This is a genomic window from Streptomyces sp. NPDC040405, from assembly GCF_055595765.1.
The window spans coordinates 33,493-47,155 of sequence record NZ_JBVIVI010000012.1; the positions used below are offsets into that span (position 1 = coordinate 33,493).

Genomic DNA, 13,663 nt, shown 5'->3' on the forward strand with positions numbered 1-13,663 from the left:
AGGAGTGACGTGAGCGGTAAGGGTGCCCCCGAACTGTCCGTGGAGAACTGCGGGGACCTGCGTGTGGCCGTCATCGCCGCGCAGTGGCACGAGAAGGTGATGGACGGCCTGGTCGACGGCGCCCGGCGGGCCCTCGGCGAGCTGGGCATCGCCGAGCCGACCGTGCTGCGGGTGCCCGGCAGCTTCGAGCTGCCGGTCGTCGCCAAGGTCCTCGCCGACCGCGGCTACGACGCGGTCGTGGCGCTGGGCGTCGTGATCCGGGGCGGCACGCCCCACTTCGACTATGTGTGCCAGGGCGTCACCCAGGGCCTCACCCAGGTCAGCGTGGACACCGGAGTCCCCATCGGCTTCGGCGTGCTGACCTGCGACACCGAGCAGCAGGCCCTGGACCGGGCCGGGATCGCCGGGTCCAGCGAGGACAAGGGGCACGAGGCGGTCACCGCCGCCGTGGCCACCGCCGTCACCCTGAGGTCGGTGGCGTAGCCCTGCGCGAAGTTGTGCTGTCCGGCACAAGTAGGATGGCGCACACCATGTCCAAGAAGACGTTCGAGGAGCTCTTCGCCGAGCTCCAGCAGAAGGCCGCCACGGCCGACCCCGCCACCTCCCGTACCGCCGAGCTGCTCCAGTCCGGTGTGCACGCGATCGGCAAGAAGGTCGTCGAGGAGGCCGCCGAGGTGTGGATGGCCGCCGAGTACGAGAGCGACGCGGCGGCCGCCGAGGAGATCTCGCAGCTCCTCTACCACCTCCAGGTGATGATGGTCGCCAAGGGACTCACCCTCGACGATGTCTACGCCCACCTGTAGAACCACCCCGTTCACCACCCACCCCTCGTACGAAGGAAACACCCCTCATGCTGCGCATCGCCGTCCCCAACAAGGGTTCACTGTCCGAGCCTGCGTCGGCGATGCTCCATGAGGCGGGCTACCGGCAGCGCAAGGACCGCAGGGAACTCGTCCTGGTCGACTCCGACAACGACGTCGAGTTCTTCTTCCTGCGCCCGCGCGACATCGCCGTGTACGTCGGCTCCGGCCGCCTCGACATCGGCATCACCGGCCGCGACCTGCTGCTCGACTCCGGCTCCCAGGCCGAGGAGATCCTGCAGCTCGGCTTCGCCGGGTCCACGTTCCGCTACGCCACCCGGCCCGGCACGGCCACCGATGTGAGCGAGTTCGGCGGGATGACGGTCGCCACCTCCTTCTCCGGCCTGGTCACCAAGCACCTCGCCGACCACGGGGTGGACGCGGCCGTCGTCCACCTCGACGGCGCCGTGGAGACCGCCATCCAGCTCGGCGTCGCCGAGATCATCGCGGATGTCGTGGAGACCGGCACCACCCTGCGGAACGCCGGGCTGGACATCATCGGCGAGCCGATCCTCGAGTCGGAGGCGGTCGTGATCCGCCGCACCGGCGCGCCCGCGGACGACCCCAAGGTGCGCCAGTTCCTCCGCCGTATGCAGGGCGTCCTGGTGGCCCGGCGCTACGTGATGATGGACTACGACATCCGGGTCGAGCAGGTCGAGCGGGCCGTGGCGCTCACCCCCGGCCTCGAATCGCCCACCGTCTCGCCGCTGCACCACGAGGGCTGGGTCGCGGTCCGCTCGATGGTCCCCTCCAAGGACGCCCAGCGGATCATGGACGAGCTGTACGAGCTGGGCGCGCGGGCGATCCTCACCACGGGCATCCACGCCTGCCGCCTCTGAGCGCCCTGGTTCCTTCCTTCCCCTCCCTCCCTCTCACGAGAGACCCCTCACACGTGTCCGCCGCCGCCCCGTCGCCCGCCCTTCCGGTCACCTTCCGGCCGACCGTCACCCGGATCATCCTGCTGACCGTCGGCGCGGCCCTCGTCGTCGTCCTCACCGCGATCGGACTGCGCCTGGAGAACCTGTCTCCGGGCCAGCAGGCCAGCTTCATCATCACCGGCCTGCTGTTCTTCGCGGTGCTGGCGCTGTTCAGCCGCCCCAAGGTGGTGGCCGACGAGACCGGGGTGACCGTGGTCAACCTCGTCACCACCCGTCGGCTGGAGTGGGCCGAGGTGCTGCGGGTCAATCTGCGGCCCGGTGACGCCTGGGTCCATCTGGACCTCGCCGACGGCACCAGCCTGCCCGCGATGGGCATCCAGCTGGGCATGGCGAAGGCGCGGGCGATCGATGACGCCCGCGTCCTGCGGGCCCTGGCCGAACGCCACGGCACGGGTGGCGGCAGGTCGTGACCGTGGGGGCCTGCCCGTAACCGCCCAACCTTGTTTACTCTGTTGCCGGGGCCGAACGATGCCCCGCCCCGCCTCGACCTGTCCGCGCGCCGCGCGCGCAGCCGGCGGGCCTCCCCTGCGACCCAAGGAGTGACTCCCTCCAGAGATGGACGGATCGTCCTGTAGTACCTGCGCCGCCGCTGACCCCGAGGCGGCGGCATGAGCGTCACCCTGTCTCTCCTGCTGCTCTCCGCGGCACTTGTCCTCATCCTCGCCAACGGCTTCTTCGTGGCCGCCGAATTCGGCCTGGTCACGGTCGAGCGGCCGGACGCCGAGCGGGCCGCCGAAGAAGGCGACCGGCGCGCCCGGACCGTCGTCGAGTCGCTGCGCGAGCTGTCCTTCCAGCTCTCCGGCACCCAGCTCGGCATCACCATCACCTCCCTGGTGGTCGGCATGCTCGCCGAGCCCGCGCTCGGCCATCTGCTGACCACGCCGCTGTCCGCGGTGGGGCTGCCGCACGGCGCCGTCTCCGGCGTCGCCGTCGTCCTCGGCATGCTCGTGGCATCCGCCGTGCAGATGGTGATCGGCGAACTCGTGCCCAAGAACTGGGCGGTCTCCCGGCCGCTGCAGGTCGCCCGCTTCGTCGCGGGGCCGCAGTCCGCCTTCGCCCACTTCTTCCGGCCCGTCATCGCCCTGCTCAACACGGTCGCCAACCGGCTGGTGCGGACGCTGGGCGTCGAGCCCACCGAGGAGCTGGCGTCCGCCCGTACCCCCGGTGAGCTGGTCTCACTGGCCCGCCACTCGGCGCGGGCCGGGGCGATCGAGCAGGACACCGCGGATCTGTTCGTCCGCACCCTCTCGCTCGGCGACCTCACCGCCCAGCATGTGATGACCCCGCGGGTGCGGGTCAGCGCGCTCCAGTCCACGGCGACCGCCGTGGATGTGCTCAACCTCACCCGGGCCACCGGACTCTCCCGGTTCCCGGTCTACCGCGACCGCCTCGACGAGGTCATCGGCATGGTTCACCTCAAGGACGCCCTCGCGGTGCCCGCGGACGGCCGGCTGCGCACCCCCGTGGGGTCCATCGCCCAGCCCCCGCTGCTGGTTCCCGAGACGCTGCCCGTCCAGCCGCTGCTGGAGCGGCTGCGCAGCGAGCAGCCCATAGCCGTGGTCGTCGACGAGTACGGCGGCACGGCCGGTGTCGTCACGCTGGAGGACATCGTCGAGGAGCTGGTCGGCGAGGTCCGCGACGAGCACGACGACGAGGCCGCCGACACGCCCGACCTGGCCCAGACCGTCGCCGAGGACGGCCGGCCCGTATGGGACGCCGACGGAGCCTGCCGCGTCGACACCCTGCGCCGGATCGGGCTGGAGGCGCCCGACGGGCCGTACGAGACGGTGGCCGGTCTGGTCGCCGATCTGCTCGCCCGGATCCCCGTCCCCGGGGACACCGCCGAGCTGCCCGGCTGGAAGCTGGCCGTCCGGCAGGTCGGCCATCACCGGGCGGAGCGGGTACGGATCGTCAGGACCGGAGCGGGTACGAGTGCCGGAGCCGGTTCCGTGACCGGTTCTGGTTCCGTGACCGGTGCCGGTTCCGCCTCCGGTGCCGGTTCTGCCGCCGCTGTCGCCGTAGTCGAGAAGGAAACTGAGCGATGAGCCTCGTCCAACTCCTCTTCGCCGCTCTTCTGGTCCTCGCCAACGGATTCTTCGTCGGCGCCGAGTTCGCCCTGGTCTCCGTACGCCGCAGCCAGATCGAGCCACGGGCGGCCGAGGGCTCCGCGCGGGCCCGTACCGTGCTCACCGGGCTGGAGAGCCTGCCGCAGATGATGGCCGCCGCACAGTTCGGCATCACCGTCTGCTCGCTGACCCTCGGCGCGGTCGCCGAGCCGACCGTCGCCAAGCTGCTGGAGCCGGTCTTCCACGCGGTGCACCTGCCCGCGGGGCTCGTCCATCCGCTCGGCTACGCCATAGCGCTCGCCGTCGTCGTCTGCCTGCATCTGGTGATCGGCGAGATGGTGCCGAAGAACCTGGCCATGGCGGCGCCCGAGAAGACCGCGCTGTGGCTCGCCCCCGGCCTGGTCGCTTTCGCTCGGCTGTGCCGTCCGGTCACCGCGATGCTGGGCGCGTGCTCCCGGCTGGTGCTGCGGCTCTTCCGGGTCGAGCCCAAGGACGAGATCGAGGCCGTCTTCACCAGCGAGCAGCTGACCCATTTGGTCGAGGACTCCCGGCAGGCCGGGCTCCTCGACGACGGGGAGCACGAACGGCTCGCCGACGCCCTCGAACTGGGCAGCCGCCCGGTCACCGACGTCCTCCTCGACCCGGCGGGCCTGGTCACCGTCGACCCCTCGGTCACGCCCCGGCGGATCGAGGAGCTGACGGTACGGACCGGCTACTCGCGCTTCCCGGTTCGCGGCGCCGGTGGCGGCTTCATGGGCTACGTGCACGTGAAGGACGTCCTGGATCTGGAGGCCCCCGAGGGGGCGGTCCCGCAGCGGGTCTGGCATCCGATCGAGACCCTGGGCGCCGAACTGCCCCTGGACGACGCGCTCACCGCGATGCGGCGGGCGGCCTCGCACCTGGCGGCCGTGGCCGACGCGTCCGGCAAGGTGCTGGGGCTGGTCGCGCTGGAAGACGTGCTGGAGATGCTGGTGGGCGAGGTCCGCGACCCGTCCCACCGGGACAGCGGCCGCGGTCGCCTCGCGGCCGAGCCGCGCGGCGGGACGCCGGTCAAGGCCCCCGCTTCGGCTTCGGCCCAGGCGTCGGCTTCGGCCTCGGCCCCGGCTTCCGAGGAGCCCGCGATGGTGTCCCGCTAGGCCCCGATAGGTCCTACTCGGGCCTACCAGGTCCTACGGCAGTGGGGGGTCCTCCGGGTCGCGGTACATGGGACCGCGGCCCGACAGGACCTCCCCGTACGCCTGCATCAGATCCGGCAGCCGCAGCGTCGCCAGGTCGTCCCGGGTCGGAATGCCCGTCCACCCCGACAGCCGCAGATCCCGGTAGGCGCAGCTCTTCTCGTACAGGGTGCGCAGGAAGCGCCCGTTCCCCAGCTCGTCTATCCAGCCCTGCTCGACCACGTGCCCGCTGATGCTGCGCAGCTCCTCCAGGGACTCCTCGTCCCACACGTCGCCGTTCTCCGCGGCCAGCACCTCGCCGATGCGGGTGAGTTCGAGCGGACGGTAGCTGGGGAAGTCGACGCGCGTGGTGAAGCGGGAGCCGAGGCCGGGATTGGCGGCCAGGAGGCGGTCCATGCCTTCGGGGTAGCCCGCGAGTATGACGACGAGCCGGTCGCGGTTGTCCTCGGCGCGTTTGAGCAGCACCTGAAGCGCCTCGTCGCCGTACGCGTCGCCCTTGCTGTAGCCGGAGTTGGACAGGCTGTACGCCTCGTCGACGAAGAGGACCCCGCCGAGCGCCGAGTCGATCAGCTCGTTGGCCTTGACCGCGGTCTGGCCGAGGTATTCGCCGACCAGATCGGCGCGCCCGGCCTCGACCAGATGGTCGCCGCCGAGCAGTCCGAGCGCGTAGAAGACCCGGCCGAGGATGCGGGCGACGGTGGTCTTGCCGGTGCCGGAGGGGCCGGAGAAGACGAAGTGCCGCTTCGGCGGCTGGACCGGAAGGCCCTGCCCGGCCCGCAGCCGGGCCATGTGGAGCTGCGCGGACAGCGCCCGCACCTGCCGCTTCACCGGTTCCAGGCCGACCATGCGCTCCAGCTCCTGCAGCGCGCTCTCCAGCAGGGCGGGGTCGGAGGGCCCGGGCTGGGCGGGCAGGCCGCCGCGGTCGCGCGTGCTGTTCGCGCCGGACACGGGGGTGGCCATGAGCGGCGGGACCTCGGCGCCGTCGCCGCCGGTGCGCAGATCGCGGCCGTCGGCCGGGTCGGCGGCGGGCGACAGCGTGTCGGCGGGGTCGGTGACGGTGCCGTCGGTGGCGTCCTGGCTGCTGACGCCGGACAGGGTCACGGCCGCGAGGTCGGCCGTCTCGTCCAGCCCGTCGGACTCCGCTATGGCGGCCAGCCTTGCGGAGGTGTCCATGAAGGTGGGGTCGATGCGGTGCACCGCGCGGTAGAGGGGGAGGGCCGCGGCACTGCGCCCGGTGCCCTCATGGGCGCGGGCCAGCCAGTAGCGCAGCTCCTTGCGCTGCGGCTGTTCGCTGCGGCAGCGCATCAGGGCGGCGGAGAGCAGCGGTTCCGCCTGGCCGTACATCTCCAGCCGGACCCGGGCCATGCCGCCGAAGAGCCCGGCCTCGATGCCGAGGAAGGCGTCGTCCACCAGCGGTTCGGTGTGCCGGACCAGCTGCTCCCAGTCCTTGACCAGATACGCGCGGCAGGCGTGCAGGAAGCGCGCCTGCGGATCGGCCTCCACGGGCGGGCACCCGGCCAGCGCCCGGTCCAGCTCGGGGACATGACGGCCGTCGAGCCAGTGCGAGGCGTGCGCCAGCAGCAGGTCCCGGCTGGTCTCCAGCACGGGCTGGACCCACCAGCCCAGCCAGTACCAGGAGTTGAGGGTGCGCCGATGCCGGGTGCGCTGTTCGCCGAAGCGATCGCGGTGCCGGTACATGCGTAACAGCGCGGTCGCCGTGTCGGCACGCAGCGCGTGCAGGCCGAGCCATGCGTCGGCCATGCCCGGATCGTGCCGCACCGCGGCCCGGAACTCCTCCTCGGCCTGTGCGTAGGCGCCCATCGTGTAGGCGTCCACGGCACGCAGCCAGGCGAGATCGGCCGGGGTATGCGAACCCTGCATGCCGAAATCCATCACGTCCCCCACAACCCCTGCCCCCGTGGATGCCGCCGGGGCGGCTGCCCTTTTCGCATCGTACCTGCGCAGGCCGCACGGGCCGAGAGTGCCGCACTGTTGTTCGTCGCAATCGCACAAGGCTTGGCGGGCGTGCGCGGGGGCGTGTAAGGGGCGCGCGCGGCCGGAAGAGATAGGTGACCGAGGGTGACGATACGGACCCGTACGGCAGTCGGTAAATGGCGTCGAACCGGGCGCGGACAGGACGAAGCCCCCGATCACGGGGGAACAACCGGGGGCTTCGCGTACTGGGGCGACTCGTACGAGTCGCACATTGAGAACGTAAGACCTGTATGGGCCCCGGGTCAAGCCGAGTTGAAGGGCGTGTGGCGGGCCCGGCGCGGGGTGTGGCCGGTCCGAATCCGCCCCCTCACGCTGGGTGACGCCAAGGGGTGATTCGGGTGGTCGCGGCGGGCCCCGTGAGCAACGCGTACCCCTCTTTTCGCTGCGCTATCAGGGTTTCCGCATGGGGGCGCGACGGGTCGGCGGCGAAATGTGCGCGCTCGAACGGCTGCCAGCCGTCCCAGAATGTGGACAGTCCGGGGCCGTCGCGCAGCCTCCCGCGCCGCCAGGCGTCCTCGTCGGACAGCTCCATCCACGCCAGATGGGCCAGCCGCGGGCGTACGGCGCGGCGCCCGGCGCCGACGCCTTCGAGCAGGACGACCGGCGCGGGGTCCAGCCGCCGCCGGGTGTCCGCGAAGCGGCGCCCGACCCAGTCGTACGGGGCATACCGGGCGGCTTCGCCGCGGCTCAACGGAGTCAGGATGTGCTCCTGCAACCGCCCGGCCCACCCGAACGGCTCCTCGTGCGTGGCGAGATCGTCCGTATGGACGACCGGCGCGCCGCCCAGTGCCTCCGCCAGCCGCCCGGCGAAGGTCGTCTTCCCGGAACCGGCGTGTCCGTCGACGGCGACGAGCCGGACCGGCCCGCAGGACGGCGGCAGGGCGCGCAGTCGCCGCGCGAACGCGCGAAGCGTCTCGGCGGGGCGGTCGGCGGTCTCCATGGGGCGCCACTCTACGACTACCCGGGGGTATTCACTCCATTGGTCCACACCAATATTGATCTGCGGGCAGGGCGGGAAGCACTGGCCTGACACCACTCGCAGCGGCCATAGTTGTGCGACTGTCGCGCATCCGCCGCCGCTGGACGACGACTGGGGGAGCCCCGTATGACCAGTTCCGGATTCACGCCCCGCCGCTCCGTGATCGCCGCCGCCCTCGGCGCCGCGGGCGCGGCCGCCGTACCGATGGCCTCCACCGCCGCCGCCTCCGGGCCCGCCCCGGGGTCCGCCTCCGGGTCCGCCTCCGGACCGGCGAAGAAGGCGGGCGCGACCGCCGAGTACCACGGCTGGACCAGCCACGCCGACTGGCTGACCGGCGCCGCCAAGGGCGTCCGCGCCGAGGCCGGCGCCCGCCCCGGCATCGTCATCTCCCGCCCGGCCGGTACCGCCGACTACACCGACCCGCACACCGGCACCAAGGCCGCCTGGGAGTACGCCACCTGGACCTCCCCGAAGCGCAAGCTCTCCGTCCCCGCGACCGAGGCCATCGTCTCCTGGAACGCCCGCACCCCGGCGGGCACCTGGATCCAGGCCGAGCTGAAGGGCACCTACTCCGACGGCTCGGCGACCCCCTGGTACGTGATGGGCCGCTGGACCTCCGGCGACGGCGCGGACTCCATCCGGCGCACCTCGGTGGACGACCAGAGCGACGACAAGAGCTCGGTCTGGACCGACACCCTCGCCGTCGACGACCCGGCGAGCGGCCTCCGCCTGACGGCGTACCAGCTGCGCCTGACCCTCTACCGCAAGCCCGGCACCACCCGCACCCCCACCGTGTGGCGGGTCGGCGCGATGGGCTCCGACGTCCCCGACCGCTTCGAGGTGCCCGCCTCCGAGCCCGGCCTGCCCAAGGGCCGGGAACTCCCCGTACCGCCCTACTCGCAGGAGATCCACAAGGGCCAGTACCCGGAGTACGACAACGGCGGCGAAGCCTGGTGCAGCCCCACCTCCTCGCAGATGATCATCGAGTTCTGGGGCCGCAAGCCCACCCCCGAGGACCTGTCCTGGGTCAACCCCGACTACGCCGACCCCCAGGTCTGCCACGCCGCCCGGGCCACCTTCGACTACCAGTACGACGGCTGCGGCAACTGGCCCTTCAACGCCGCCTACGCCGCCACATACCGTGACATGCAGGGCGTGGTCACCCGGCTCGGCTCACTGACCGACGTCGAGAAGCTGATCGCCGCGGGCATTCCGGTGATCACCTCGCAGTCCTTCCTCAAGAACGAGCTGGACGGCGCGGGCTACGGCACCGCGGGCCACCTCATGACCGTCATCGGCTTCACCCCCACCGGCGACATCATCGCGAACGACCCGGCCTCCCCGGATAACAAGTCCGTCCGCCGGGTCTACAAGCGCAGGCAGTGGGAGAACATCTGGCTGCGCACCAAGCGGTACAACGCCGACGGCAAGGTCGTCTCCGGCACCGGCGGCGTCTGCTACCTGTATTTCCCGGCCAAGCCGGGATCGGCCCAGCGGCGCGCGCTGCGGGGGCTGGGCATCGTGTGACCGGGCCCGCATCCCGCTCCTTCACGCCATGGTCTTCAGCGAGCCCGGCTACAGGGACCGCAACCAGAGGCTGACCTGGACCGGCGGTGAGTGCGAGGTCGTCTCCCTATCGAGTCCCGCGAGTGACGTTCAGTGTTGAATCTAGTGCGATTAGTGACGGTCTCCCTAGGGTCCAAAGAGGTGTCAACATCGCATCTCTGGAGGATTCGTGGCAAACTTCCGCACTCGGTTGGCCTTGCTGGGTTCGGCCGCAGCTCTGGCCGCAGGCACTCTCGTGCCCGCGCAACTCGCCGGAGCGCAGCCCTCCGCTGCCGCGGCGGCCTACCAGTGGGTCGCTCTGGGTGACTCCTACACCGCCGGGGTCATCCCGGCCGCTGGCGACACCTTCGAAGTGCCGCGTGACGGCTGCGAGCGCACCGACCAGTCCTACCCGCAGGTCATCGACCGCGACCTCGGCTCGCTCTTCGACCTGACCAACGTCAGCTGCGGCGCCGCCACCATCGAGAACGTCACCTTCAGGGCTCAGGGGCCGATCGGCCGTCACCTGCCGCCCCTCTCCGAGGACCCCGACTACCCCTTCCCTGCAGTGCCTCCCCAGTCCGCGGCGGTGGGCCCCGGCACCGACGTGGTCACCGTCGGCGCGGGCGGTAACACCCTCGGCTTCGCCGACATCCTTCTCCAGTGCCTGCAACTGGGCGGGGGCAGTGGCGGCGCGGGCACCCCCTGCCGGGATGACCTGGCCGACGACATCCCCAGTCGGCTGAACAAGGTGAGCGGGGACTACGACGAGATGCTCACCGTGCTGCACGAGCGCGCCCCGCACGCGAAGATCCTGACCGTCGGCTACCCCACGGTCATCCCCACGGACACCTCCAAGTGCCAGTACAACAACCTGGAACAGTTCGCCTCGATCACCCAGGGCGACCTGGACTGGCTGCGCCAGGGCGTCCTCGAACCCCTGAACAAGGTCATCGAGAAGTCGGCCGGCACCCAGGACGCCGCCCGCTTCGTCGACCTCTACGACTCCTCCCGCAACCACAGCGTCTGTGACACCGGCAAGTGGGTGGAAGGCATCTTCACGCGCATCCCCGACCAGCCGGCCGTCGTACACCCCAACGCCCGCGGCCACCGCAACGCCGCCGATCATGTCGCGGCCGCGATGCTGGAAGCCATCGGCGTGGGCTGACCCCACACGCTGCATCCCCGCCCACGAACCGCCTCCGGCGCCATGCCGGAGGCGGTTCCGGAATCCAGGCGCCGCGTGCAGAAGCCCGAGGCCGACGACATCGCCGACCACGAGCGCCACCCGGGCGGAACCTGCGGTCGATTCACCGGCGAAGTCAGGTTTCGGCAGGGCGAGTTCCTCTATCGTCTGATTCGGGTGCTCAATCCGGTTGACGGGGGGAATGTCATGGGGCGTTGGTGGCACAGGGCCGGGGGCCGGGAGGGTGTTTCTCCGGGGGGTGCATCGCTGGGCGGTGGGTCCGTGGTGAACCAGATCAGCGGTGGGGTCTATCTGAACGCGGTGGTCCAGGGCCGCACCATCCATCTGCATCTGCCACCGGTCGTCACCTCGGCGACCGGCGGGCTGCCGCCCGTCACGCCCGCCTTCGTCGGCCGCGACGGCCAACTGGACGAGATCCTTGGCCGCTTGGCCCCCGGCCGACAGGGCACGCCGGGCGGAGCGGGCGGCTCGATCACGGTGCTGACCGGCCTGGGCGGGGTCGGCAAGTCCGAGCTTGCGTTGCAGGCGGCCTGCCGCGCACTCGCCGAACCCGGCTGGTTTCCCGGCGGTGTGCTGTTCCTGAACCTGTTCGGCTACGACGACGAACGTCGTCTGACGCCGGACAAGGCTCTGGACGTGCTGCTGCGCCGTCTTGCCGTCCCGGCCGAGCACCTCACCACGGATGAGGAGAGCCTCGGCGCGCTGTACCGCACCATCCTCAAGGGCTACGGCGACCAGGGCCGGCGCATGCTCATCGTGCTGGACAACGCCTCCAGCAGCGAGCAGGTCCGGGCACTGCTGCCCTCCGATGACACCACCGCCGTCCTGGTCACCTCCCGCCATACCCTCACCTTTCACCTGGGCGAGCGGCTGCGCGATCTTGACGTACTCGAGCCCACGGACGGTGTCGAGCTGATCCGCACCGTGCTCCGTCGAGCCGCTCCGGGTGATGGCCGGGTGGCCGCGGAGCCCGCGCAGGCTGTCAGGCTCACCGAGCTGTGCGCCGGGTTACCCCTCGCCCTGCGGGTCGTCGCGGCACAGCTCGCCGAAGCCGCCGACCGGCCCCTGGCCGACCTTGTCCGGATGCTGGAGGACACCCACCGCCGTCTGGACCGTCTCAGCCGCCGTACCGATACGGCCGTGCGGGCCGCCTTCGACCTTTCCTACCGGGCCCTGGCCCCTGACCAGGCGCGGCTGTTCCGGCTTCTGTCCCTCGGCCAGGGGCCCGACCTGGCCACCGAGGCCGCGGCCTGCCTCTTCGGGGGAGCGCCCGACGACGTGCAGGAGATCCTCGACGATCTCGCCCGGGCTCATCTCGTGAGCCACGGCGTCTCCTACGGCCGTTGGCGCCTGCACGATCTGGTCCGGCTGTTCGCCCATGAGCAAGGCCGGGCCCGGATCGAGGACGACCGGCCGATGGAGGCACTCGGCCGCCTCTTCGATCACTACCACCGCACCACCGAGGCTGCTGACAGCCACTTCCAGCCCGGTCACGAAGCCGCGGGGCGGTTCCCGGATCTCGCGGCGGCCCTGGACTGGCTGGATGCGGAGCGCCCCAATCTCGTCGCCACGGTCCACACGGCCCACGCTCAGGGGCGGCCCGACGTCAGCGGCAACCTGGCCTTCGCACTCACTCGGTACTTCGACCGTCGGCGCCACGTTGGCGACTGGATCGAGGTCAGCACGACCGCGCTGGGCCTGTGCCCCATGGACGAGGCGCACGAAAGCATGGCCGCCGCCCTGGGCAACTACGGTGCGGCACTGGCCGCGGCCCGGCGCTTCGAAGACGCCATCAAGGCGCACAGCTGGGCGCTGGGCATCAAGAGAAAGCTCGGCGACCAGCAGGGAATGGCCGAATCGCTCAACAGCGTGGCCGGTAGCCGGAGCGAACTACGCCAATTCGAGGAGGCCGTTCAGGGGTACCGGGCGGCCGTGCGGATTTTCGGCGAACTCGGTGACCACGACGGCCAGTCCTACGCCCTCACCAACCTCGGCAACACCCTGATGCAGCTGTGGCGCATCGACGAGGCTCTGGAGGCTCACGCACTGGCGGCCGAGCTCCCACAGGCGACGGGTGACCGTCATCGTGAAGCCGTGGCGCGCAACAGCCTTGGCCTGTGCCTGATACGGGCGCACCGGCCGGAGGAGGCCATCGGTGTCCTCACCGGGGGCATCGAAGCCTTCCGTGACACCCATGACCGCCACGGTGAGGGCCTGGCCCACACCAACCTCGGGCTGGCCCTTGCCGCGCTCGACCGCCCCGACGAGGCGGTGGCCGAGCACACGCTGGCCGCCGACATGCTCCACGAGAGCGGCGATCCCCACGGCGAAGGAATCGCCCTGAACAACCTCGGCTGCGCGCTGTGGAGGACGGGGGAACTTGCCCGGGCCTTCGAAGCCCACGACCGGGCCACCGATCTCTTCCGGCAGACCGGGGACCGCAAGTCGGAAGCCGACGTCCGTAACAACGTTGGGACGGCCCTCAGGGAGACGGGACGGTACGAGGCAGCCGTCGCCGCCCATGCCGAAGCCGCCGCCATCTACCAGGAGGTCTCGGAACGCCACGGTGAAGCGGAAGCCGAGGAGAAAAGGGCGGCGGTGCTGCTGGAACTGAACCGGTACGAGGAGGCGGCCCGCGCCGGGGCCAGGGCCGTCGGAATCCTCCAGGAGACCGGGGACCGCTATGGGGAAGCCGTGGCGCTCACCAACCGCGGTGTCGCCTTGATCGAGTTGCGCCGGTTCCAGGAGGCCGTGGATGCGGCGAAGAAGGCGATCCTCATCTTCCGCGAGCTGGAGAGCACGCAGGAGGAGACCGCCGCGCTGAGGGTCCTGCTCCACGCGGGCAACGGGCGCGACACCATGAGCTGACCGGGCGGTCTCGTGGTCGCCGCCGCTATC

Annotated in this window: 11 protein-coding genes; 9 read left to right on the forward strand and 2 right to left on the reverse strand. The window is 71.2% G+C overall.

Features of this window, described 5'->3' with window-relative positions; translation table 11 throughout:
• Positions 1-9: 9 nt before the first annotated feature.
• From ribH to ACZ59A_RS36265, 6 genes are all read left to right on the forward strand, one after another.
• Complete coding sequence (ribH, locus tag ACZ59A_RS36240) at positions 10-483, forward strand: 6,7-dimethyl-8-ribityllumazine synthase (RefSeq protein ID WP_468046647.1); 474 nt, start codon at positions 10-12, stop codon at positions 481-483.
• Between the two features lie 47 nt (positions 484-530).
• On the forward strand, positions 531-803 hold the full coding sequence (locus tag ACZ59A_RS36245; RefSeq protein ID WP_039936817.1) for a phosphoribosyl-ATP diphosphatase: 273 nt from the start codon (positions 531-533) through the stop codon (positions 801-803).
• Between the two features lie 47 nt (positions 804-850).
• Positions 851-1,699, forward strand: coding sequence for an ATP phosphoribosyltransferase (hisG, locus tag ACZ59A_RS36250; RefSeq protein ID WP_470967768.1), 849 nt, complete (start codon positions 851-853; stop codon positions 1,697-1,699).
• A 53-nt stretch (positions 1,700-1,752) separates the two neighbouring features.
• Positions 1,753-2,208: a PH domain-containing protein gene (locus tag ACZ59A_RS36255; protein ID WP_470967770.1), complete on the forward strand. Its 456-nt coding sequence runs from the start codon at positions 1,753-1,755 to the stop codon at positions 2,206-2,208.
• 198 nt (positions 2,209-2,406) lie between these two features.
• Positions 2,407-3,843, forward strand: a complete 1,437-nt coding sequence (locus ACZ59A_RS36260; RefSeq protein ID WP_470967773.1) for a hemolysin family protein — start codon at positions 2,407-2,409, stop codon at positions 3,841-3,843.
• Positions 3,840-5,000: a hemolysin family protein gene (locus ACZ59A_RS36265; protein WP_470967775.1), complete on the forward strand. Its 1,161-nt coding sequence runs from the start codon at positions 3,840-3,842 to the stop codon at positions 4,998-5,000. Before ACZ59A_RS36260 ends, ACZ59A_RS36265 begins: the two co-directional genes overlap by 4 nt.
• Positions 5,001-5,033: 33 nt before the next feature.
• On the opposite strand, the gene ACZ59A_RS36270 is transcribed toward ACZ59A_RS36265, so the two are convergent.
• Together ACZ59A_RS36270 and ACZ59A_RS36275 are read right to left on the reverse strand one after the other, a co-directional pair.
• Positions 5,034-6,932, reverse strand: a complete 1,899-nt coding sequence (locus tag ACZ59A_RS36270; protein WP_470967778.1) for an AAA family ATPase — start codon at positions 6,930-6,932, stop codon at positions 5,034-5,036.
• Between the two features lie 409 nt (positions 6,933-7,341).
• Positions 7,342-7,974, reverse strand: a complete 633-nt coding sequence (locus ACZ59A_RS36275) for a uridine kinase family protein (RefSeq protein WP_470967780.1) — start codon at positions 7,972-7,974, stop codon at positions 7,342-7,344.
• 165 nt (positions 7,975-8,139) lie between these two features.
• Here ACZ59A_RS36275 and ACZ59A_RS36280 point away from each other — a divergent pair, with 165 nt between their 5' ends.
• The 3 genes from ACZ59A_RS36280 to ACZ59A_RS36290 all read left to right on the forward strand — a co-directional run bounded on the left by ACZ59A_RS36280 (position 8,140) and on the right by ACZ59A_RS36290 (position 13,633).
• Positions 8,140-9,540, forward strand: a complete 1,401-nt coding sequence (locus tag ACZ59A_RS36280; RefSeq protein WP_470967782.1) for a peptidase C39 family protein — start codon at positions 8,140-8,142, stop codon at positions 9,538-9,540.
• Between the two features lie 274 nt (positions 9,541-9,814).
• Positions 9,815-10,726, forward strand: coding sequence for an SGNH/GDSL hydrolase family protein (locus ACZ59A_RS36285; RefSeq protein WP_470967784.1), 912 nt, complete (start codon positions 9,815-9,817; stop codon positions 10,724-10,726).
• A 303-nt stretch (positions 10,727-11,029) separates the two neighbouring features.
• Entirely contained in the window at positions 11,030-13,633 is a 2,604-nt protein-coding gene (locus ACZ59A_RS36290; RefSeq protein WP_470967786.1) for an ATP-binding protein, read from the forward strand.
• The last annotated feature ends 30 nt before the right edge of the window (positions 13,634-13,663 follow it).

Excerpts from the sequence above, each read along its gene's own strand:
- hisG (WP_470967768.1), top strand. The coding sequence starts at position 851 with ATGCTGCGCATCGCCGTCCCCAACAAGGGTTCACTGTCCGAGCCTGCG.
- ACZ59A_RS36275 (WP_470967780.1), bottom strand. The coding sequence starts at position 7,974 with ATGGAGACCGCCGACCGCCCCGCCGAGACGCTTCGCGCGTTCGCGCGG.
- ACZ59A_RS36265 (WP_470967775.1), top strand. The coding sequence starts at position 3,840 with ATGAGCCTCGTCCAACTCCTCTTCGCCGCTCTTCTGGTCCTCGCCAAC.
- ACZ59A_RS36245 (WP_039936817.1), top strand. The coding sequence starts at position 531 with ATGTCCAAGAAGACGTTCGAGGAGCTCTTCGCCGAGCTCCAGCAGAAG.
- ACZ59A_RS36280 (WP_470967782.1), top strand. The coding sequence starts at position 8,140 with ATGACCAGTTCCGGATTCACGCCCCGCCGCTCCGTGATCGCCGCCGCC.
- ACZ59A_RS36260 (WP_470967773.1), top strand. The coding sequence starts at position 2,407 with ATGAGCGTCACCCTGTCTCTCCTGCTGCTCTCCGCGGCACTTGTCCTC.
- ACZ59A_RS36270 (WP_470967778.1), bottom strand. The coding sequence starts at position 6,932 with ATGGATTTCGGCATGCAGGGTTCGCATACCCCGGCCGATCTCGCCTGG.